Source organism: Lysobacter daejeonensis GH1-9 (assembly GCF_000768355.1).
Taxonomy (GTDB): Bacteria; Pseudomonadota; Gammaproteobacteria; order Xanthomonadales; family Xanthomonadaceae; genus Aerolutibacter; species Aerolutibacter daejeonensis.
On the sequence record NZ_AVPU01000007.1, the window covers coordinates 84188 to 104972 of the forward strand.

The following is a 20785-nucleotide window of genomic DNA, read 5'->3' on the forward strand; positions in this document are numbered from 1 at the left end:
TGCTTGAGGGGACGTTCCCGTTAGGAGGGCACATGCGCATCGTGTACCTGATGCTGGCAGCTGGCATGGCGCTGGTCATGGCGATCACGTGGAATCGCGTTGGAGGCATGGCCGCGGGGGATGGCGCGGGCGCGGTCGATCACACCAACCCTCCCGGTCTGGCTTGGGCGAGCAACCGAGTTCGTGCGGGCGGGGGTATCGCCGCTCATGGCGACGCCGGACAGCTTTTCAGCAATGACCCCGTGCGCGGTGCAGTGCGGAGCGGCGCCTCCAACTGGCGCCCGGTGAAGGTCAGCGAGGCGCACGCCTTGCAGGCGATCGCCGACGGCGTGATGTCAATCCAGGCGCCGGACGGCCAGATGATCCGTCTTCGTTACGAGCGACATTTCGAGCACGCCGATGGAAACTGGACCTGGGTCGGCCGAGAGGTGGGCGCGGCGCCTGGCGCCGAGACAGTCCTGACGTTTGGCGAAAAGGCCGTCTTCGGCCTGATCCGGCATGGGAACTCGGATCTGCGGCTCACGACGGAAGCAGGTTCGGTTTGGCTGGTCGAAACGGACGGCAGCGGCTTCGATGCCAGCCGGGTTGCCGCGAGTTCTCGCGACTTCCTGGTGCCGGATGGACTGCCCGCGGCGCTCGCCTCGCGTGCGCTGGGCAGTATCCAGAGCGCTGCGGTCGCGGGGGGCGTCGAACTGATCGCTACGCCGCCGGCCACCCAAGCCTTGGCGTGGACTCCAACGACCGTCGACATCCTTGTGGGTTACACCGCCGGATTTGCCGATCGGCTTGGCGGGCAATCACAAGCCCAGACAAGGTTGACGTTCCTGGTCGACCTCGCGAACCAGGCCTATCTGCGCAGTGGCCTCAATGCCCAGATCCGGCTGGTGAAGACATTGCGGGTCGACTATCCCGATGCGACTTCGAACGATGCGGCACTGATGGCGCTCACTGGCGTGTACTGCGAGCCGGATCCCAACGGCAACGTCTACGTTCCCGACTGGCGCCTGGGCTGCACGACGGTGCAGCGGCCGGCGGCACTGCAACCGTTGGTGGACGCGCGCGAGACGTACGGTGCGGATCTCCTGGTGATGGTCCGCAAGTTCGAGGATCCCGAAAACGCCAGTTGCGGCGCGGCCTGGATGCTGGGTGGCCAACAGACCCCGATCGATGCCGGCAGCTCTGGTTTTGGCGTCTCGGTGGTGAGCGATTCCAGCGGTGACATGTTCCCGGACAATGCCCACACTTGCCCCGAACTGCATCTGGCGCACGAGTTGGGCCATAACATGGGTCAGCAACACGATGTGTTGACCGCACGCGAGACCGATGACACGGACGGTGATGGCAATACGCTGGATCCGGAAGAGTACGGCGCGCATCCCGATTCGTTCTCGTACAGCACCGACGGAACCGGCAACGACATGTTCACCATCATGTCGATTCGACGCGCCGGGCAAACCCAGTACCGCGTGTTCGCCAACCCGTCCCTCAACACCTGCGGCAATGCGCCATGTGGGGTTGTCGGCCAAGCCGATAACGTGCGGTCGATGGGGCAGACCATGGCGGCCGTCGCGGCATTCCGTGCAACGCAGGTCGAGTTCTGGGATGTATCGGGCGACTACTGGGCGTTTGACGCGATCAGGCGCCTGGCGAATGCCGATGTGACCCAGGGGTGCGGGACCGCCCCACCCTTGTATTGCCCTGATACGCCGGTGACCCGCGACCAGATGGCAGTGTTCCTGCTGCGCGGAAGGCACGGCGGCGCGTACATTCCCCCGCAAGTGGCGACCAGCAGGTTCGCCGACGTGCCCAATGGGTTCTGGGCCCTGTCATGGATCGAGCAGTTGGCCCAGGAAGGCATTACCAGCGGGTGCGGTATGAATCCTCTGGTCTACTGTCCGACAGCCTCCGTCACCCGGGACCAGATGGCGGTGTTCCTGTTGCGAGCCAAGTATGGGGCGAACTATGTGCCACCGCCGGCCACAGGTGTTTTTGCCGATGTCCCGCTGTCGCATTGGGCGGCGCCCTGGATTGAGAAGCTGGCGGCCGATGGCATTACCGACGGGTGCATGACTGCGCCGAAGGCGTACTGCCCGGCCAGCGCGGTGACGCGTGACGAAATGGCGGTCTTCCTGGTCAGGACTTTCGGACTTTGATCCCGGCAGGCGCCATGGATGGCGCCTTGGGTCCGGGCCCGCCGCCGTCCGGATACGGTGTGCTCAGAGGTTCTGGTAATTCGGCCCGCTGCCACCTTCCGGCGTGACCCAATCAATGATCTGGTACGGATCCTTGATGTCGCAGGTCTTGCAGTGCACGCAGTTGGCGGCGTTGATCTGCAGGCGCTTGCCCGCCTCGTCATTGACGATCTCGTACACCCCCGCCGGGCAGAATCGCGTGCACGGGTTGTCATATTCCTCCGCGCAGCGGGTCACGCACACAGAGGTGTCGTGCACGCGCAGGTGCACGGGCTGGTCCTCGTCGTGTTCGGTGGCTGCGAAGTACACGGATGCCAGGCGATCACGCGGGGCGAGCGTGCGTTCCAGATAATCGCGCTTGGGCTGTTCGTGCGTACCCACCTTGTCCAGTGAAGACCAGTCGGGCTTGTTCTTCAGCGTCCAGGGCGACAGGCCGCCGGTGGCGGTTTCCCACGCGGCATTGAGCATGCCGAACCACAGCCCGCGCTTGAAACCCGGCTTGATGTTGCGGACCTTCTTCAGCTCGGCCATCGCGTCGGAAGCGCGCAGCTTGGCATCGAAACCTTCCGGTGCCAGCTGCGAGCCAACCAGGTGCTCGGCGGCGAGCATGCCGCTGCGGATTGCCTGGTGGGTGCCCTTGACCTTGGGCACGTTGAGCAGGCCGGCGGTGTCGCCGATCAGCAGTGCACCGGGCATTTCGCACTTCGGCAGCGACTGCCAGCCGCCGGTGACAATGGCGCGCGCCCCGGCGGAAACGATGCTGCCGCCTTCCAGCAGCGGCTTGATCATGGGGTGGTTCTTCCACTGCTGGAAGGCCTCCCACGGCTTGTACCCGGGGTCCTTGTAGTCCAGGCCGCTGACGTAGCCCAGTGCGATGCGGCCCTTGTCCAGGTGGTACAGGAAGCTGCCACCGTAGGTGTGGCTGTCGGCCGGCCAGCCGAAGCTGTGCACGATCTTGCCCGGCTGCACGCGGTCCTCGGGGACCTGCCACAGCTCCTTGATGCCGATCGAATAGCCCTGGGGATCGCTGTCCTTGTCCAGTTCGAAGCGCTTGATCAGGCGCTTGGTCAGGTGGCCGCGCGCACCTTCGGCCAGCACGGTGACCTTGGCGCGGATGTCGATGCCGGCGGTGTAGCCGGGCTTGTGCGAACCGTCCTTCGCCACGCCCATGTCGCCGATGCGCACACCGATGACCGTGCCGTCGGCGTCATGCAGGGTTTCGCTGGCGGCGAAGCCGGGATAGATCTCCACGCCCAGTGCTTCGGCCTGCGGTGCCAGCCACGCGCACATCGCGCCGAGGCTGACGATGACATTGCCGTGGTTGTTCATGCCCGGGGGCACCGGTAGCTTGCGTCCGCCGTCCTTGCTCAACAGCCAGAACTCGTCTTCGGTCGCGGGCACGCAGATCGGCGGCGGGTTGTCGCGCCAGTTGGGCAGCAGGGCGTCGAGCGGGCCGGTCTCGATCACCGCGCCGGACAGGATCTGCGCGCCGATGGTGCTGGCCTTCTCGATCACGCAGACCGAGATTTCCGGATTGAGCTGCTTCAGGCGAATGGCGAACGACAGGCCCGCCGGGCCCGCGCCCACGGTGACGACGTCGTACTCCATCACGTCGCGTTCGATCTCAGACATATTGTTCTCCAGAAGATGACCCAGTCCCGGGCTGCCCGACGCGCAGTCGACGGGGGCGGAAAGTGGTGTAAAGTTTATCGTCAAACGCGTATGGCAGCCTTGGGGGAAAGGCCGCCGGGTGGCGGAAAGGCGGGGTGGGGGCCTCCGCGACAGCCCGAGGTCGACTCAATGGCGGTCGCCGTTATGTATGCGCGGCGGCGACCGTGGGGTCACCCTAAGGGAATCTCAAAGGAGTAAACGATGCAAGGATTCAGCCGTCGGTGGGTACCGTTTGTCCTGGCGGGAGTCGCGGCCTCCGCATTTGCCTGCATCGTGGCCACAGTCGTGCAACCGACCGGCACGGAAGGTGGGGCGCCCCTCCAAAGCGGGACCGACGCTGCCGCGGTCGAATCCGTGACGATCCCGGTTGTTCAACCCGACGGGTCGTGGCCTGCAGACGCTCGGGTTCGGTTCTCCGACTGGGTGTCCATCGAATCGGACACTCTGCCAAGTGCCGCCGTGGACGTGGTCTCCGCCGGTGGGCGCCTGTATACGCTTGGTGAGTTTGGTGCCATCTATCAATCCACGGACGAAGGCGGAAGTTGGCGGCAGGTCGCACACGTACAGCAGCCTCAGGCGTTGAGCCTGAAGCAGTTGGCGGCGATTCCCGAGACGGCCGCACGCCCCGTCGTCTTTTTCGCGACGGATTCCACGAGTTCGGCGCGCCTCTATCGGATCAGTGATGGCGAAACACAGCCTGTTACGCTGGGCGACCCGCGGAAGCCGTGGGAAAACTCGGTATGGCGTATTGCAACCATTGGGCAATACGTCTACGCGGCGGCCGAACTGGGTGTGTACCGTACTGACGACGCCGGAGCAACCTGGACGCGTCTGTTGGCCACGACTTCCCGATGCAAGGATATCGTCGGCGCCGGCGACAGGCTGTACGCATCCTGTGACGGCCTCTACAGGAGCACAAACGGTGGCGCATTCGAGCTCGTAGATGATCAAAGCGAATTGCGTGGCGCCAGGTTGGCGATGTCGCCGGCAAGTCAGGATTTGCTCTACGCCACGAGCTACTTTGGCGTGTTTCGTTCTTCCGACGCTGGACTGAGTTGGAAGAAGACCATCGACTTCAGCGATGAAGCGAATCCGGTCCACCTTTCGCTCTTTGGAGAGCTTGAGGCGATCTGTGCCAGTTCGTCGCCCGCGCCTTGGTTCGAGAACATCGCCTTTGCCGTTGACCCTGATAACCCTTGGGTTGTATGGCTTGGATACAAGCAGTTGTATCGATCCGACGATGGGGGTGAGCACTTCGGGCGCGCCAGTGTCAGCTTGGGCAGCACCGCGGTCGAGCACAGGCTGCCTCAGCGGATTTCGAAATTGCTGTTTCAGCCGACGGGTCTGTACGTTACCACCGCGCGTGGCATTTATCGCTCGACCAATCGCCATGCAGCCGTGCAGTTGGGCGATGATTCGATCTGCTCGCGTCCGGACGACACACCCGAAGTGGCTTGGGCGCCAATGCGCTTGGGAATCAACGGGCAACAGTTCAGGCATGTCTCGGTTGCCGGCGATGGCAGCATCCTTGCCACGACTTCGACGCATCAAGGATTCTACTTCAGCGATCTGGATGCTCCGGGGGACTGGCTGCAGATGGCGGAACAGCAACCCTATAGGTTCTTCGTGAGCACGTCCGGCGGCATCGATCGTTTCTACGCGTCGCCTTGCCAGACAGGAACCACGTGCAGATTCGACGCGGACGAGACGCAGTGGTCGACCACAAACGTTGCCGAGTTCGGATTTGGTGGTCTCGCTTACATTGCGCCAGATCCCTCGGAGCCAGCCCGCGCGTGGGCCGGAATTGGTTCGGCGATTTACCGTAGCGACGATGGATTGGCCACGGGAACTTTGATCGGGTATGCGCCCGGCTGTTCACCAGCCCGTCTGATTGCGGTATCGCCCGTGGATTCGAATATCGTGCTGGTTGCAACGCCTTGTGCAGTGTCGCGTCGCAGCGACGCGCTTTCGTTGGATGGCGAAGCCTCATGGGCCGCGCAGACGCTGCGACCGAGCCCGGTGACATTCAACGACATGTTGTTCGATCAGGCGGAGCCGCGCAGGGTGTTCCTGACCGCCCGTGGCGAGCCTGCGGTGTTCCTCAGCCAGGATGCGGGCATCAGCTGGCGTTCTCTCGATGCGCCCGGCGCGGCCGACGGACTGCCCGATGGCAATGTCAGCGCCATTGCCATCGACCCCGTGTTGAATGACATCGTCTACCTTGGGACGGAGCAGGGCGAACTCTACGTGGGCTGGAATGTCGATGCGACGGATGCGGGGACGCGCGTTTGGCACGCAGTCGCATCGCCATTCCGGGGTGCGCCAATCGTGAAACTTGCGGTCTGGCAGCGGGTTGATGGCTCCAAGGGCCTGTACATCTTCACTGCAGGCGCGGGCATGTGGAGCGTCACGTTGGACAGCGCGCCCTATGCAGACGTGGGTTTTGATGATTGGTCTTTCGACTACGTCCGGCGACTTTCCGAAGCCGGCGTGACCAACGGCTGCAGCAAGTACCCGTCCTCATTCTGTCCGGAGCAGCCGGTGCTCCGAGAGCAGATGGCGGTGTTCCTCCTGCGGGCCATCCACGGCTCCGCCTATCGGCCGCCGTCTGCGACAGGCCATTTTCTCGACGTGCCGGTGGAGCATTGGGCATCGGAGTGGATCGAGCAACTGCGTCGCGAGGGAATGACGAACGGCTGCAGTCTGGATCCGCCCAACTACTGCCCGAGTCAGGAAGTACCTCGCGAGCAGATTGCGGTATTCCTGCTTCGCGCCAAGCATGGCGTTGCATACCAGCCACCGCCGCCGACAGGACTGTTTGAAGACGTGCCGACGAGCCATTGGGCTGCTGCCTGGATTGAGCAGCTTGCGCGGGAAGGAATCGCAAACGGTTGCGCGGCCGCCCCCGCGCGATATTGTCCCTCCGAATCAGTTACGCGCGAGCAGATGGCGGCTTTTCTGGTTCGTACGTTTGGAATGTAGTGGTGGGGCAGCCGGCGGTTGACTCGCTGTTGCAGTTGTTGCGCAAAGAAAATCCAGGAGCAGGGAGAGCTGATGGGGCACCATGGTTCGCTACGACTGAGGCATTGCTTCTCGGTGCGGGGGTTGCAGCTGTTTCTGCCGCTGCCTTTCATCTGGACGAACTGGATCGGTTGGTTGGATCGCCTACGCCCGCGCTTGCGACGTTGGAGCTGGATGTTGCTTCCTTCACCTCCGCCGGTCCAGCTTCGCTTGGACAGGCGGGGCGGCCAATACCCGGATGGACTTTTCCGGGGCCGCATGATCTAGGTGGCCCGACCAGCAGCCTAGCCATCAGTACTGTCCGTCGAGCAACGTGACGCGTGACCAGATGGCAGTGTTCTTGGCTCGCGGATTTGGTACCTGACTTCGGTCAGGTCGCCGCATTTTCACGGGAGCGACAGGCTGTCCGGATATGGGAGGCGGCGGACACGTCTGCCATCGCTCTGGCGCCCGGGCTGACGATCTCTAGGCGGGGCCGCAGGGCAGGGCGATGTCCAAGGATGAGGGCGTTCTTGGACCGCGGTAATTCAGCGATGCGCCGTTTGGTCGTGCAATGCTCCCGCCTTGAGTGTCCACGAAGTCAGTGCACTACCTGTCTTCGCCAAGGTCTGCTCGAAAGCGGCGACCACCGCGGGTATCGAAACGTCCGTCGCGGGTGTCCTCTCAACCAATGTGCGAGAGGCCACAATTTTTTGGTCCGCCGCATGTAGCAGCATCGCGTTGACTTCTACCGTTGCCGTTGGCGTACCAGTAGCGTAGTCCGATTCGAAACGGCGGACCTCCAGCATGAGCCTGTATTCCGTGCTGACCCCGCCGCCAACGCGGGCAACCGCCGATAAGCGACCGGACTCTTCGAGCGCTCGAAGTACGGTGTCCCCCACCATCTCGCTTGGCCGACGGGACCATTGTGCCCCTTTGTACACCTGTAACTCATGCGATGTGGGACGGACTGCAATGCGCAGGCCATCGACTTGCCGTGAGGCGGCTCCAGCCCCAACGGCCAATTGCCAAGGGACGGTAGGCCAGCTTGGATCAGCGGTAATGAGCGGGTCCACAGCATAGGTGGTGACTGCGCGTTGCCCAGTCCGCAACAGGCCACATCCCGCCAGGGAGCCAACGACTAGAGTTCCCACCAGTGCAGTCCGCAAGACTGACGTCGCACGGGTCAGCACGCTGTGGGCTTCCGTGCTAATGGATCCGTATAGGTTCATTTTGGCTCAAACTCCTTTGGCGCGTCGCGTCCCAACAGATACCCGGCCGCTCCCGCGTCAATGCCGTCACTGATGCGCCGCAGGTCGCGGACCAGCACCCGCAACTCGGTCAGCGTGGGGCCGATCTGGCCAAGCCCGTCGCTGGTGAAGCTGCGGATCGCGCCGCGGTTCTCGTTGATCAGCGCGTCCGCGCCGCCCACCGCGCCGTCGAGCTTGGTGAGCGTGTTGTCCAGCTTGGCGATCAGCGGCGGCAGCTTGCCGATCAACTCGCGATCCAGGTCTTCCACCGCGCCCTGCGTGGTCGCCAGGGTCGCGGTGAGCTGTTCGCTGGCCTTGCGGCCATTGACGATCAAGGCGCGCAGGTCCTCGCGCTGGTCCGCGACCGAGCCGGTCATGGATTCAAGGTGCGCCAACGTGTCGGAGATACGTTTGACGTTCTCCTCGCTCAGCACCTGGTCCAGCCTTGCGACCAGCCGATTGGCGGTGTCGGCGATGTTCTGCAGGGCCGACGCCTCGGTCTGGATCACCGGCACGTCGCGGCGGTCGGTATCGATCAGCGATGGGCTGGTGGGGCTGCCGCCGGTCAGCTGGATGAAGGGCGTGCCGGTGATGCCGGTCATCGACAGCTTGGCCCGGGTGTCCGACTTGACTGGTGTGTCGGCCTGTACGCGCAGCGCGGCGATCACCCGACGCGGGTCGTCGGGCGCCAGCCGCAGCGTCTTCACCGTGCCCACCGAGATGCCGTTGTACTGCACCGAGCTGCCTTCGCTGAGGCCGGTGACCGGCTCGTTGAAGATCACCAGGTAGTCCTGCCAGCCGCGTTCGGACGAATACTTCGCCGCCCACAGCGCGAACAGCAGGATGAACAGCGTCACCACGATCGAGAACGCACCGATGAGGACGTAGTTGGCCTTGGTTTCCATGGGTCAATGGTCCCGGTTGGCGGCGTGGGCGTCGCGCGCGGCGCGCCCGCGTGGGCCGTGGAAGTACGACTGCACCCACGGGTGGTCCAGTTGCTCCACCTCGGCGACGGGCGCGCAGGCGATCACCCGGCGATCAGCCAGCACCGCGATGCGGTCGCAGATGGTGTACAGGGTATCCAGATCGTGGGTGATCAGGAACACGGTCAGTCCCAGCGCACGCTGCAGGGTCAGGATCAGTTGGTCGAAGGCCGCGGCGCCGATCGGGTCGAGCCCGGCCGTGGGTTCGTCCAGAAACAACAGCGGCGGGTCGAGCGCGAGCGCCCGCGCCAGGCCCGCGCGCTTGCGCATGCCACCGGACAACTGTGACGGCAGCTTGTCCACCGCATCGGCTGGCAGGCCCGCCAGCTTGACCTTGAGCAGCGCCAATTCGTAACGCAATGAATCGGGCAGGTCGCGGTGGTACTCCTTGAGCGGCACCTGCACGTTCTCGCCCACGGTCAGCGAGGAGAACAGCGCGCCGTCCTGGAACAGCACGCCGGTGTGCCGCTCGATTTCGCGGCGCTGTTCCTGATCGGTGCTGCGCGCGTCGATGCCGAAGACCTCGATCTGCCCCGCCGCCGGCTCCTGCAGGCCCAGGATGGTGCGCATGAGGACGGACTTGCCGCTGCCCGAGCCACCGACCACGCCGAGGATCTCTCCGGGGCGTACGTCCAGTTCCACGCCATCGTGCACGATCTGCTCGCCGAAGCGGTTGACCACGCCACGCACGCGGATGATGGGGCTCGGGTCGGGGGCGAGGACGGCGTTCAGAAGTTCAGCTCCATGAACCAGATGGCGGCCAACGCGTCGAGCACGATCACCATCGAGATCGCCTGCACCACGCTCGAAGTGGTGCGCTCACCCACCGACTGAGCGGTGCCCTGCACCTGCAGGCCTTCCAGGCAGCCGATGAGGGCGATCACCACCGCGAACATCGGCGCCTTGACCAGCCCGACGATGAAGTGACGCACCTCCATCGTGTCCTGCATGCGCGAAAGGTACTGCGGCGGCGGGATGTCGAGGCCATAGGCGCCCACCGTCAGGCCGCCCAGCAGGCCGAAGACCATCGCCACGAAGGTGAGTAGCGGCAGCATCACCACCAGGGCGAGCAGGCGCGGGATCACCAGCAGGTCGATCGGATCCATGCCCAGGGTGCGGATGGCGTCGACCTCCTCGCGGCTCTTCATCGCGCCGATCTGCGCGGTGAACGCGCTGGCAGTGCGGCCGGCGAGAATGATGGCGGTGAGCAGCACGCCGAACTCGCGCAGGAAGGAAATGCTGACGAGCTCCACCACGTAGATCACGGCACCGAAATCGCGCAGCACGTTGGCGCCGAGGAAGGCGACCACGGCGCCTACCATGTAGCAGAGCAACGCCACCAGCGGCACCGCATCCAGGCCCACCTGTTCCATGTGGTGGACGGTGGCGGTGGGGCGGAAGCGCGTGGGCTCGCGCACCATGCGCACAATCTTGGACAGCACCTCGCCTAGGAAGCCGATCAGCGCCGTGGATTCCTTGAAGTTGTCCACCACGGAGTGGCCCATGCGTTCGAGTGCTGCGTTGACGCCGTACTCGCGCTTGCGCCGGGGGCGGTCATCGGCCACGTCCTCGATGGCCGCGACAAGCGCGCGGTGACGCTCGTGGAAGTGGAAGTGGCTGAAGTCCAGGTCGCGGCGCCGCGCGAACCGCATCAGCTGCAACACGCCCAGCGAGTCCAGTCGATCGACCTGGCTGACGTCCACCGCGGTCGCCTCGGGCGGTGCGTCGGCCAGTTGCTGGCGAATCGCATCGGCGTGGTCGAGCGTCCAGCCTCCGGCGAGGCGGAGCTGTGAGGGCTGCTGCGGTTCGAAGGTGAGCTCGGGCAGTCGCACAGTGGGGGGATGGGCGGCAGGGTCGGGCGCTGAAGGCGAGCATACAGGCTCGGTGCGATGACGTGTCCGGATCGTGATGAAAACGCTCATGGGGCGCTATCGATGCAGGGACTTGCATGCGATGCTTGCGGCCATGTCGACCCTCGCGCCGCCCAGTTCCGCCAGCTACGCGGACCGCATCAACTTCCTCATCGAACTGGCCGAGCGCCTGCACCTTTACGGCACCACCGCGCAGCGGCTGGAGGGCGCAATCACCGCGACCGCGCAGCGGCTGGGCGTGGAGTGCGAGCCGTGGTCCAACCCCACCGGCATGATCCTGACCTTCAGCGACCCCACGCGGCCGCCGGGCGAGAGCGACACCACGCGCGTCATCCGCCTGCCGCTGGGTCAGAACGATCTGTACCGGCTGGCCGAGACTGATCGGATCGCCGAAGAGGTGATCGCCGGTCGCATGGGGCTGACCGAAGCCCACGCCACGATGAGCGCGCTGGATCGGCCGCCGGGGCGGCGCGCGCGGCTGATGGAGCTACTGGCGTTTGGACTCGCAGCCGCGGCCGTGGGTGGCCTGTTCCGGCTGCCGTGGTTGGATATCGGGGTCGCGGGCGTCAACGGACTGCTTACCGGCTGGCTGGTGCAGTATTCGGCGTCACGGCCACAATTGCGCGAAGCGCTCGACGCAGTGGCAGCGGTGATGGTTGCGACGTTGGCCATCCTCGTCGCCAGCCTGGTGGCGCCACTCAACCAGAACACGGTGATCATTGCGTCGTTGGTGGTTCTGTTGCCGGGATTGGCGCTGACCAATGCGGTCAACGAGCTCAGCAGCCAGCACTTGATGTCGGGCACGGGGCGTTTCGCTGGTGCGGTCACCACCATCATGCAATTGGCCGTGGGCGTGGTTATCGCCCTGTATGTCGCTGATCTGTTCGGTTTGAAGCCGCAGGTGCGGGCGCTGCGCCCACAAAGCGATTGGGTGGAATGGGGTGCGTTGCTGGTGGCCGCGTACGCGTTTGCCGTGCTGTTCAAGGCCCATCGCCGTGACTACCCGCGGGTGATGCTGGCAGCGGCGTTGGGCTACCTGATCTCCCGGTTCGCGGGGCAAGCCTTTGGCAGTCCGGCGGGTGTGTTCCTGGCGGCGTTGGCGGTGACCGCGGCAGGGAATGCCTATGCGCGCTGGTGGCATCGCCCCGGCGCCATCATCCGCGTACCGGGCATCATCATGCTGGTGCCCGGCAGCATTAGTCTGCGCGGCCTGTTGAGCCTGCTGCAAACCCAGGACGTCAATGCTGGGCAGGAGGCGGTGCTGGCGGTGATCAACATCCTGCTGGCGCTGATCGCCGGTCTGCTGTTCGGCAACCTGTTGCTGTCGGCGCGGCGTAACCTGTAGCGGCCCTGGCGGCGCGTGCATCCCGTGCGTGCCGCACTGACCTGCAAGCTGCAAACGATGACGCCGGCGCGCGGCCGGCGTCATTTTGGCGTGCCGCGGGCCATGGCATCAGCCGGGCCCGCAGTGCCTCACTTGATCAGGAACTCGTCCAGGCTGCGGCCCGATGCGGTCAGGGTGGCCAGCCAGCGCGGCTGCTTGCCGCGACCGGTCCAGGTTTCGGTGGAATTGCCAGGGTTGCGGTATTTCGGTGCCACCTTGCTACCGGCGGTCGACTTGCGCGGAGCGGCCTTCCTGGGAGCGGCGGCGCGGGGTGCGCTGCTGCCGGTGCCGAACAGTTCGGCCACGGTGTAGCCTTCGGCCTTGATCAGTGCCATCACCTTCTTGCGAACGGCGACGAGGGGCTTGCGCTTGGCCAGCGTGGTCTTGCGCTTCTTGGCCTGGGTGATCAGGGCCTGCAGTTCCTTGGCGGACAAGGCGTCGAGATTGATCGACATGAAACCTCCGGTAATGGTCGGGATTATCTCGGCTATGGGGGCTAGATAATCGTGCCGCGGAATGCGGCGTACCGGGGCGATGGTAATGCGCCCAACCCGGGCGGTAAATGTTACGGGTGATTGGCACGATAATATCCTCGCGCTTGGTACTGCAAAAGCATCGATGTCTTCGTAGAAGAGGGCGGTTCCGGTGGCCACGTTTCCCCAGGGTTTGGCCCGGTTCGGCTGACACGGGCGCAAACGAAAGCCCGGTCTTTCGACCGGGCTTTCGTGTATGGAGGACATTCGCCGGTCGGCGAGGCGCGGTTATCAGCCGGCCAGCCCCAGCTTGATGCGCAGACCCGCGCGATCGAGGTTCTCGGCCTCGCTGGCGCGACGGTGGCGGTATTCGAAGCTGCCCGCGGCCACGACGCGCTCCGACACCACCACGCGATGCGGAACACCGATCAGTTCCATGTCCGCGAACATCGCGCCGGGGCGCAGGCCGCGGTCATCCAGCACCGTCTCGATGCCGGCGGCGTTGAGTTCGCGGTACAGCGCCTCGGCGGCCTCGGCCACGGCGGCGTCCTTCTTCGGGTTGATCACGCAGACCGCGGCCTGCCACGGCGCCATCGCCTCCGGCCAGCAGATGCCGTTGTCGTCGTGGTTCTGCTCGATGGCGGCGGCGACGATGCGCGAGACGCCGATACCGTAGCAGCCCATCAGCGGCACGGCGGCCTTGCCGGTCTCGTCGAGCACGGTGCACTTCATCGCCTCGGCGTACCTGCGACCCAGCTGGAACACGTGACCGACCTCGATGCCGCGGGCGATCCCCAGCGTGCCGTGGCCGTCCGGCGACGGGTCGCCTTCGACCACGTTGCGGATGTCGGCGACCTCGGGCTCCGGCAGGTCGCGGCCCCAGTTGACGCCGGCCAAGTGGAAGCCGTTCTCGTTGGCGCCGACCACGAAATCGGCCATCGCCGCCACGCTGCGGTCAGCGACCACGCGGATCGGGCGCACGGCGTTGACCGGGCCGAGGAAGCCAGGCTGCGCGCCCAGGTGCTCCACGATCTCGGCCTCGGTGGCCAGGCGGTAGTCGCCAAGGCCGGCGAGCTTGGCCAGCTTGATCTCGTTGACGACGTGGTCGCCGCGCACCAGCGCCAGCACGAACTGCGGGTTGCCTTCCGCGTCGGCACCCATGATCGCCACCGACTTGGCAGTGCGCTCCAGGCCGATGCCCAGCAGCGCGGCGACGTCCTCGCAGGTCTTCTGCGTCGGCGTGTCGACCTTGCGCATGGCCTCGCTGGCGGCCGGACGCGGACCCGGCGCCACGGCTTCAGCCAGTTCGACGTTGGCGGCATAGTCCGAGCCGGTGGAGAAGGCGATCGCATCCTCGCCGGAGTCGGCCAGCACGTGGAACTCATGCGATGCATTGCCACCGATCGCGCCGGTGTCGGCGAACACGGCGCGGAACTTCAGCCCGAGGCGGGTGAAGACACGGCCGTAGGCGTCGTACATGTTCTGGTACTCGCGCCCCAGGCACTCCTCGCTGATGTGGAACGAGTAGGCATCCTTCATCAGGAATTCCCGCGCGCGCATCACGCCGAAGCGCGGACGGATCTCGTCGCGGAACTTGGTCTGGATGTTGTAGAAGTTGACCGGGAGCTGCTTGTAGCTGGACAGCTCGCTGCGCGCGAAGTCGGTGATGACCTCCTCGGCGGTGGGGCCGTAGCAGTAGCCTGCTTCCTTGCGGTCCTTGATCTTCAGGAGCTGGCCGCCGAACTTCTCCCAGCGTCCCGTCTCCTCCCACAGCTCCTGCGGCTGGATGGTCGGCATCAGCAGCTCGATGGCGCCGGCGGCATCCATCTCCTCGCGCACCGCGCGCTCGACCTTGCGCAACACGCGCAGGCCCAGCGGCGACCAGGTGTACAGGCCGGCGGCGAGCTTGCGGATCATGCCGGCCTTGAGCATCAGCTTGTGGCTGATGATCTCGGCGTCGGCCGGGGTTTCCTTGGTGGTATGGAGGTGGAACTGCGACAGGCGCATCGATGGGGCTTCACGCGGAGGGAAGCGGCCATTTTGCCATGGGTACGCGATGGCCACCGCCGGGCGTTGGGCGGGCGGGCGTGCGGAGCACGCTACACGGGCTGCGGGGGCCGTCAGGAGTCGGGCGCAGTGCCGCTGCCGGCATCATCGATCCGACGATGGTCTCGACGCGTGGCCCTCAGCGGGCCGGCATGACGGGGCCGCCTTCGCAATAGGTCTTCACGGCCTCCTCGGCCCTGGCGGTGCGCTCGGCGCGCTCGGCCGGGGTCAGTTCGCGTTCGTGCTTGCCGTCGCGGTCTGCGTCCAGCCCCACCGGGCCGCTGCCCTTGAGGATGGTGAGGTTGCTGCGCGCGTTGCTGCAGTCGGCATTGACCACCGGCTTGGCCGGGGCGACGGGTGCGCGCGGGTCGAGGGTGCGGTCCGTGACTTTCTGGCCCGGCGGCGGGGAGTCGGCGTAATGGGTCACCCCATTGGCGTCCTTCCACTGGTAGACCTTGCTGGCGGCAGCCGGCAGCGCCACGGCCAGCAGCGCGGCGGCGGCCAGGCCGATGGGCAGGGCGGGGGCGCGGTGGGTGGGGCGGGGCATGCGGGGCTCCGGTGGGGAGGGGACGTCGAGCTGATTGCAACACCGTGCCGGGGGGCAGGCAAGCGCTAAACTGCCGGACATGGATCGACCGCACATGCCACGTCCCCGCCACCGGGGCATCTACCTGCTGCCCAACCTGTTCACCACCGGCGGCATGTTCGCGGGCTTCTACGCGATCATCGCCGCAACACAGGGGCATTTCGCCGATGCCTGCATCGCGGTGTTCATCGCCGCGGTGCTGGACGGGGTGGACGGCCGCGTGGCGCGCCTCACCAACACCCAGAGCGAGTTCGGCGTGCAGTACGACTCGCTGGCCGACCTGATCAGTTTCGGCCTGGCGCCGTCGATGGTGATGTACCACTGGGCGCTGGCGTCGATGAAGCTGGATGGCGTGACGCCGGGAAAGATCGGTTGGATCGCCGCCTTCCTTTATGCGGCCTGTGCGGCACTGCGGCTGGCCCGCTTCAATTCGCAGGTGGGGCAGGTGGACAAGCGCTGGTTCATCGGTTTGGCCAGCCCTGCCGCCGCCGGGCTGGTGGTGAGCTTCGTGTGGACCTTCGATGCGTTCGGCTTCACGGGTACCGAACTGCGCTATGCCGCACTGGCGCTGACGGTAATTGCAGCCCTGCTGATGGTCAGCCGGATGCGCTACTACAGCTTCAAGGGAGCCGGCCCGCGCCATGACCGCGTGCCATTCCTGGTGCCGGTGGTGGTCGTTGCGGTGCTGGTGGCCATCGCCATCGATCCGCCGACCGTGTTGCTGGCGATCTGCGCGGTGTATGCGCTGTTCGGCCCGGTGTATGCGATGTGGCGCCGCCTGCGCCGTCGTCCCGAGGAAGTGACGACGTGACACCGTTGTGGTCAGCCGAGCAACAGGCCTGGTTGAAGGCCTTGGGGCACCGGGTCTTCGTGTTGGCCGGCGATGAGCCGGGGGTCGATGCGCCCCTCGGGGACCCGCTTGGCAACGCCCGGTCCGCGGCCCTGCCATCGCGTGACGAGGGGCACCAGGGCGTCCGTGAGCGAGGGTTTGCTGCGGCAGCCCCTGCGGCCGACAGGGCGCGTCCACGTCCGCCGATGCCGCCTGCCGGGGTTGAGGCGAATTCGCGCCCCGAAGCTCCTGTGAACGTTGCGACGCCCAGCCCGCCGCGTACCGCGCCATCCCGTGCTCCCGACGATGCGCTCGAACGCGCGCTGCTGCGCGCCACCGGCCAACGCACCCGTTCGGAGGCCCGTGCCGTGCTTGAGCGCTTGGGCATGGACCTGCAGGCGCTGCGCGGCAACCCAGCCGCGAAGCGCGCGTTGTGGCTGAAACTGCGGCCGTTGCGGCCGAGGTTCCGCCCGTGAGCGCGCTTCCGCGCGATACGGCGCCTGCGCCCGCCAGCCTGCGCCCCATGCGCGAAGACGACCTCGTCGCCGTGCACGCCGTGGAAGAGCGCGCGTACGAGTTCCCGTGGACGCCGGGCATCTTCCGCGACTGCCTGCGCTCGGATTACCCGGCGTGGGTGCTGGAGGAGGCCGGCGTGATCGTCGGTTACGTGCTGATGAGCGTGGCCGCTGGCGAGGCGCACATCCTCAACGTGTGCGTGGCGCCCGAGCACCAGGGGCACGGACTGGGGCGCAAGCTGGTGCGCGCGATCATGCACGTCGCGCGCGGGCGCGGAGCGGAGCGCGTGTTCCTTGAAGTCAGGCCGTCGAACGTCGGCGCCATTGCGCTGTATCACGACGAAGGCTTCAACGAGATCGGGCGGCGGCCGCGCTACTATCCCGCCAAGGACGGGCGTGAGGACGCCATCGTCATGGCAATGGAGATTTTCAGGGAGGAAGGCTGATGTTCGTGCGAAAGGCGTTGGTGTTGTGCCTGTTCATGGCGGCGACACGCGGATACGCAGGTGAAGCCGCATCGTCGGAGCCGGCCGCGGTATTGGACGCGGTTCCCGGGTGTGTCGAGGCTAAGATGGGGCGGGTGTCGGTCTCGATCGGGTCGAAGGACACGCGAGCCGCGCGTGGCGTCAGCTATCAGCAGGCGTTCGGCAAGCTCGCCCATGCGGCAGCGGAACGTGGCGGCAATGCGGTGGTACTCCGCCAAAACGAGGCGGCCTATGTCACGCGTTCCAAGAGCATCGATCCCCGGCCGGGCTACATCGCGCTGGAAGGGCTGGTGATTCGCCTGCCCACCGATGCGACGGCCTGCACGTGGACGCCCATTGATGTGGATGCCTTCGCCGAACGGGCGGCCAGCGCCCAGCGCGAAGACATCACCACCGAGAACAAGAGTTTCTGAAGCATCGCGGCGGGTTTCCCTGAAACCCGCCGCCTCTGCGTCAGCCCAGCTTGGCGCGCTGCGCCGCCAGCGCATCGCGCTGCACGTTCCAGTCGAGCAGGCGCTTGCGCTCCTGCTCGACCACGGCGGCGGGGGCATTGGCGACAAAGGTCTCGCTGGCCAGCTTGTTCTGGCACTTGGCGATTTCGCCTTCCACGCGCTTGAGTTCCTTGTCCAGCCGGGTGCGTTCGGCTCCGAGGTCGACGAGGCCTTCCAGCGGTACCAGCAGCTTCAGTTCGCCGACCACGGCGGCAGCGGCGGCGGGCGCCTGATCGGCGCTGGCCAGCCATTCGATGCGCTCCAGGCGAGTCAGGAAGCGGAGCTGCGAGTCGAAGCGCGCCGCGCGCGCACGGTCCGCCTCCACGCCATCGGCCAGCAGCAGCGCCACGGTCTTGCCCGGCGCCACGTTGAGCTCGCTGCGCACCTTGCGCAGCGCCGAGACCATCGCCTTCAGCCACTCCACGTCGGCTTCGGCCGCGGCGAAGTCGCCCGCGGCGTCGCCGGCCTGCGGGTAGGGCTGGCGCATGACCGTGCCGGACAGGCCCAGCTTGGGCGCCACGGCGAGCCAGAGTTCTTCGGTCACGAACGGCACCAGCGGATGCAGCAGGCACAGCAGGCGCTCGAGCACGTACAGCAGGGTGTGGCGGGTGCTCTCGGCCGCGGCGGCGTCATCGCCATTGAGCGCCGGCTTGGCCAGCTCCACGAACCAGTCGCAGAACTGGTTCCAGGCAAATTCGTACAGCGCCTGCGACAGCAGGTCGAAGCGGTAATCGGCGAAGTGCTGCGCGGCCTCGGCGGCGGTGCGCTCCAACTGCGCCAGGATCCAGCGCTCCGCGTCGGTCACCGGCTGCGGCACCGCTGGCGCCTGTCCGGCCGGCAGCGCTTCGCGCGCGGCAAAGCCTTCGGTGTTCATCAGCACGAAGCGCGCGGCGTTCCACAGCTTGTTGCAGAAGTTCTTGTAGCCTTCGGCGCGGTTGAGGTCGAACTTGATGTCGCGGCCGTGGCCCGCCAGCGCGGCCATGGTGAAACGCAGCGCATCGGCGCCGAACGCCGGGATGCCGTCGGGGAACTCCTTGCGCGTGGCCTTCTCGATCTTCTCGGCCATCTTCGGCTGCATCAGGCCGGTGGTGCGCTTGGCGACCAGCGCGTCCAGGGTGATGCCGTCGATGATGTCCAGCGGGTCGAGGATGTTGCCCTTGGACTTGGACATCTTCTGTCCGTCCTTGTCGCGCACCAGGCCGGTCACGTAAACGTCGTGGAACGGCACTTCGCCGGTGAAGTGGTCGGTCATCATGATCATCCGGGCGACCCAGAAGAAGATGATGTCGAAACCGGTGACCAGCACCGACGACGGCACGTAACGCTCGTAGCCGCGCTTGGCCATCGCGTCGGCGTCCGGCCAGCCCATCGTGCTGAACGGCCACAACGCGGAGGAGAACCAAGTCTCCAGCACGTCGTTGTCCTGCGTCAGTGCGACGTCCGGACCGAGGTTGTTGAGCGTGCGCACCTCGGTTTCGCTGCGGCCGACGTAGGCCTTGCCCTGCCCGTCGTACCACGCCGGGATGCGGTGGCCCCACCACAGCTGGCGGCTGATGCACCAGTCCTGGATGTTCTCCATCCAGTGGCGGTAGGTGTTGATCCAGTTGCCGGGCACGAACTTGACCTTGCCGCTCTCCGCGAGCGCCAGGCCGCGCGCGCCGAGCCGGTCCATCTTCACGAACCACTGGTCGGTCAGGTACGGCTCGATCACCTGGCCGGTGCGGTCGCCGCGCGGCACCTGCAGCTTGTGCGGCTTGGTCTCGACCAGGCGGCCAGCGGCTTCCAGGTCGGCGAGCACGGCCTTGCGCGCGTCGTAGCGGTCCAGGCCATGGTAGGCGGACGGCACGTTGAGCAGCGCGTTGGCGTCGGGAATGCCGGCGTCATGCGTCGCCACGTCCGCGGTCTCGCCGTGAGCCGGGCTGCCATGCGAATGTCCGACCACCTTCGCATCCGGCGTGAAGATGTTGATCAGCCCGCGGTTGGGTAGCGCATCGAACACGCCGGTGCCGACGTGGCGGTTCCACACCTGGTAATCGTTGAAATCGTGCGCCGGGGTCACCTTGACCACGCCGGTGCCGAATTCACGGTCCACGTAGTCGTCGGCAATGACCGGGATCTCGCGGCCGGTCAGCGGCAGCGTGACCGAGCGGCCGATCAGGTGCGCGTAGCGCTCGTCCTCCGGATGCACCATCACCGCGGCGTCACCGAGCATGGTCTCCGGACGCGTGGTGGCCACCACCAGCGTGCCGCTGCCGTCGGTGAGCGGGTACTCGATCGACCACAGGTGGCCGTCTTCTTCCTCGTTGACCACTTCCAGGTCGGAGATCGCGGTCTTCAGCACCGGGTCCCAGTTGACCAGGCGCTGGCCGCGATAGATCAGGCCGTCTTCGTGCAGCTTCACGAAGGCTTCGGCCACCGCCTCGGCGGCCATCGGGTCCATGGTGAACACGCGGCGCGACCAGTCACCGGAGGTGCCGATGCGGCGCATCTGCCGCTCGATGGTGTCACCGGACTGCTGCTTCCACTCCCACACCTTGGCGATGAAGCCTTCGCGGCCCAGCGAGTCGCGGGTCTCGCCCTTGCCTTCGGTCGCGAGGTTGCGCGACACCACCATCTCGGTGGCGATGCCGGCGTGGTCGGTGCCCATCTGCCACAGCGTGTCGTAGCCCCGCATGCGGTGGTAACGCACCAGCGCGTCCTGCAGCGTGTGCTGGAACGCGTGGCCCATGTGCAGGGTGCCGGTCACGTTCGGCGGCGGCAGCAGGATGGTGTAGGGCTCGCCCTTGCCGCTGGGCTTGAACGCGCCGCTGCTCTCCCACTGCTGGTACAGGCGGGATTCGAATTGGGTCGGATCGTAGCTGGAGGAGAGCGAGGTCATGGGGCAGTCGCGGTAAGAGGTGGGGTGGCGCACACGACGGCGTGCGTCGCGGTGGTGCAGGGCCGACACGCAGCGAAGTGCGGGAGGGCCGGTGGTCTTCGCGGCATGCGCATGCCGCAGCGAAGACCGGG

The 20785-nt window shown here is 66.1% G+C and carries 16 protein-coding genes; 7 read left to right on the forward strand and 9 right to left on the reverse strand.

The features are described from left to right. Nucleotides 1-32: 32 nt before the first annotated feature. A complete protein-coding gene (locus N800_RS06065) occupies nucleotides 33-2153 on the forward strand; it encodes a reprolysin-like metallopeptidase (protein ID WP_036135936.1) in 2121 nt (706 codons plus the stop codon). Nucleotides 2154-2216: 63 nt separating this feature from the next. Here N800_RS06065 and N800_RS06070 read toward each other — a convergent pair whose 3' ends face one another. Then, on the reverse strand, nucleotides 2217-3824 hold the full coding sequence (locus tag N800_RS06070; RefSeq protein WP_036135937.1) for an electron transfer flavoprotein-ubiquinone oxidoreductase: 1608 nt from the start codon (nucleotides 3822-3824) through the stop codon (nucleotides 2217-2219). A 240-nt stretch (nucleotides 3825-4064) separates the two neighbouring features. On the opposite strand from N800_RS06070, the gene N800_RS06075 reads away from it, so the two are divergent. Then, a complete protein-coding gene (locus N800_RS06075; RefSeq protein WP_036135938.1) occupies nucleotides 4065-6845 on the forward strand; it encodes a WD40/YVTN/BNR-like repeat-containing protein in 2781 nt (926 codons plus the stop codon). A 566-nt stretch (nucleotides 6846-7411) separates the two neighbouring features. On the opposite strand, the gene N800_RS15600 is transcribed toward N800_RS06075, so the two are convergent. Genes N800_RS15600 through N800_RS06095 form a run of 4 tightly spaced genes read right to left on the reverse strand, consistent with a single transcriptional unit; the run spans nucleotide 7412 to nucleotide 11018 of the window. Next, nucleotides 7412-8095, reverse strand: a complete 684-nt coding sequence (locus N800_RS15600; protein ID WP_084087271.1) for an ABC-type transport auxiliary lipoprotein family protein — start codon at nucleotides 8093-8095, stop codon at nucleotides 7412-7414. Then, a complete protein-coding gene (locus N800_RS06085; protein WP_036135939.1) occupies nucleotides 8092-9018 on the reverse strand; it encodes an MlaD family protein in 927 nt (308 codons plus the stop codon). Before N800_RS06085 ends, N800_RS15600 begins: the two co-directional genes overlap by 4 nt. 3 nt (nucleotides 9019-9021) lie before the next feature. After that, entirely contained in the window at nucleotides 9022-9828 is an 807-nt protein-coding gene (locus tag N800_RS06090) for an ABC transporter ATP-binding protein (RefSeq protein ID WP_036135940.1), read from the reverse strand. Further along, a complete protein-coding gene (locus tag N800_RS06095; protein WP_084087272.1) occupies nucleotides 9825-11018 on the reverse strand; it encodes an ABC transporter permease in 1194 nt (397 codons plus the stop codon). Before N800_RS06095 ends, N800_RS06090 begins: the two co-directional genes overlap by 4 nt. Before the next feature lie 31 nt (nucleotides 11019-11049). Between N800_RS06095 and N800_RS06100 the strand changes: the two genes are divergently transcribed. Next, entirely contained in the window at nucleotides 11050-12312 is a 1263-nt protein-coding gene (locus N800_RS06100; RefSeq protein WP_036135944.1) for a threonine/serine exporter family protein, read from the forward strand. Nucleotides 12313-12440: 128 nt separating this feature from the next. Here the strand turns inward: N800_RS06100 and N800_RS06105 are convergent, their stop codons facing one another. The 3 genes from N800_RS06105 to N800_RS06115 form a co-directional block, all read right to left on the reverse strand. Continuing rightward, the gene (locus N800_RS06105; RefSeq protein ID WP_036135947.1) at nucleotides 12441-12806 is read right to left on the reverse strand and encodes an H-NS histone family protein; all 366 of its coding nucleotides are present in this window, start codon (nucleotides 12804-12806) and stop codon (nucleotides 12441-12443) included. Nucleotides 12807-13115: 309 nt separating this feature from the next. Continuing rightward, complete coding sequence (locus tag N800_RS06110; protein ID WP_036135950.1) at nucleotides 13116-14831, reverse strand: proline--tRNA ligase; 1716 nt, start codon at nucleotides 14829-14831, stop codon at nucleotides 13116-13118. A 178-nt stretch (nucleotides 14832-15009) separates the two neighbouring features. Further along, nucleotides 15010-15417, reverse strand: coding sequence for a DUF4124 domain-containing protein (locus N800_RS06115; protein WP_052107970.1), 408 nt, complete (start codon nucleotides 15415-15417; stop codon nucleotides 15010-15012). Between the two features lie 94 nt (nucleotides 15418-15511). On the opposite strand from N800_RS06115, the gene pssA reads away from it, so the two are divergent. The 4 genes from pssA (at nucleotide 15512) to N800_RS06135 (ending at nucleotide 17698) form a co-directional block, all read left to right on the forward strand. Beyond that, nucleotides 15512-16267: a CDP-diacylglycerol--serine O-phosphatidyltransferase gene (pssA, locus tag N800_RS06120; RefSeq protein WP_425476500.1), complete on the forward strand. Its 756-nt coding sequence runs from the start codon at nucleotides 15512-15514 to the stop codon at nucleotides 16265-16267. A 269-nt stretch (nucleotides 16268-16536) separates the two neighbouring features. Continuing rightward, nucleotides 16537-16761, forward strand: a complete 225-nt coding sequence (locus N800_RS16280) for a hypothetical protein (protein WP_052107971.1) — start codon at nucleotides 16537-16539, stop codon at nucleotides 16759-16761. Continuing rightward, a complete protein-coding gene (gene rimI / locus N800_RS06130; protein WP_036135958.1) occupies nucleotides 16758-17246 on the forward strand; it encodes a ribosomal protein S18-alanine N-acetyltransferase in 489 nt (162 codons plus the stop codon). The genes N800_RS16280 and rimI overlap by 4 nt, the downstream gene beginning before the upstream one ends. Then, nucleotides 17246-17698, forward strand: coding sequence for a hypothetical protein (locus N800_RS06135; RefSeq protein WP_036135960.1), 453 nt, complete (start codon nucleotides 17246-17248; stop codon nucleotides 17696-17698). The genes rimI and N800_RS06135 overlap by 1 nt, the downstream gene beginning before the upstream one ends. A gap of 40 nt (nucleotides 17699-17738) precedes the next feature. Here N800_RS06135 and N800_RS06140 read toward each other — a convergent pair whose 3' ends face one another. Beyond that, nucleotides 17739-20654, reverse strand: coding sequence for a valine--tRNA ligase (locus tag N800_RS06140; RefSeq protein ID WP_036136053.1), 2916 nt, complete (start codon nucleotides 20652-20654; stop codon nucleotides 17739-17741). Between the last annotated feature and the right edge of the window lie 131 nt (nucleotides 20655-20785).